At 67.2% G+C, this 1,285-nt stretch carries 1 protein-coding gene and 1 pseudogene; both read right to left on the bottom strand.

Features of this window, described 5'->3' with window-relative positions; genetic code table 11:
• Window positions 1-568, bottom strand: a pseudogene (locus EOA38_RS37005) (two-component sensor histidine kinase); the annotation flags it as partial.
• A partial coding sequence (locus EOA38_RS37000) for a response regulator (RefSeq protein WP_127301533.1) occupies window positions 565-1,285 on the bottom strand: 721 nt, incomplete at its 5' end. The gene EOA38_RS37000 and the pseudogene EOA38_RS37005, both read right to left, overlap by 4 nt.

The raw sequence follows: 1,285 nt of genomic DNA, 5'->3' as shown, positions 1-1,285 counted from the left end.
CGGCCGACCCCTTTTCCGGAACCGTCGTCAGCACGCCGTCGGAACCGATCTTGCTGACAGCGGCCTCTAGCATTTCGAGCGGCCGCACCAGGACGCCGGTGAAATAGATCGACACCGGCGTGGCGCCGAGCACGATCAGCACCATCCAGCCCGCCAACCCGTCCCAGACGTCGCGCGGCGGGCCGAAATCGGGAACGTCGACGATCATCCAGCGATGGTCGGGCAGCGCGACCGAAGCGACCATGCCAGGTCTACCGGCATTGCGGCTGACGACCGCGGAGACGCCGACACCGTCATTCTGAAGAATCTCGTTCAGCACCCGTGTGTGCTTCCGGTCCTCAAAACCATTCGCCGGGCGGTCGCTCACGGTGACGGGCGCATCGCCGGCCTGTCGTACATGGCCCGGAACCAGCTGCACCATGTACTGGATCTGGTGGGCGAGCGGGCCCATGATCAGTTCGGGCGACGGCCCGCCGAGCACCTTGACCGCGACGAACGTGGCGAGGCCGACCACGCCCAGGATCGAAACGACAAGCAGGATGATCAGCCGGCGGCGCAGCGAAGTCATGCCTCAGTCTCCGCCGTTTCGACGCGGGCGGTCAGCTGATAGCCGCCATTGCGCACGGTCTTGAACAGCGGGTCCTCGCCGGCATCGGCAAATTTCCGCCGCAGCCGGCTCATCAGCACGTCGACGGAGCGATCGAGCGGATCGCGCTCGCGCCCCTGGGTCAGGTCGAGCAACTGGTCGCGCGACAGGAGTCGCCCCGGCCGGTCGAGGAAGACCTGCAGCAGGTCGAACTCGGCCCCGGTGAGGTCGATCGTCGAGCCGCCGGCATCGATCACCTTGCGCGTGTCGGGCTCCAGCCGGTAGCCGGCGAAATGGTAGACGCGAACCTTGGGCGGCGCGGCCTCTTCCGGCGCGGAGCGCCTCAGCACGGCGCGGATGCGCGCCGAGAGCTCGCGCGGATTGAACGGCTTGCCGAGATAGTCGTCGGCGCCGAGCTCCAGCCCGATGATGCGGTCGACATCCTCCTTCAGCGCGGTGAGCAGGATGACCGGAATATGCGGTTTGCGGTCACGCAAGCTCCGGCAGATGTCGAGCCCGGACCCGTCCGGCAGCATGACGTCGAGCACGATCAGGTCGAACTGGCCGGTGCCGAGCTTCTGCTCGCACTCGCGCCGGTCCGCCGCCACGGAGACCCTGAATCCCTGCCCGTCGAGATAGCGGCCGAGCAGCGTCCTGATCTCGCGATCGTCGTCGACGACGAGGATATGGGATTGTGCC

Source organism: Mesorhizobium sp. M1E.F.Ca.ET.041.01.1.1 (assembly GCF_003997355.1).
Lineage (GTDB): Bacteria > Pseudomonadota > Alphaproteobacteria > Rhizobiales > Rhizobiaceae > Mesorhizobium.
The sequence above is the reverse complement of the archived record's forward strand: the minus strand, read 5'-3'. Positions and strand labels throughout refer to the sequence as shown.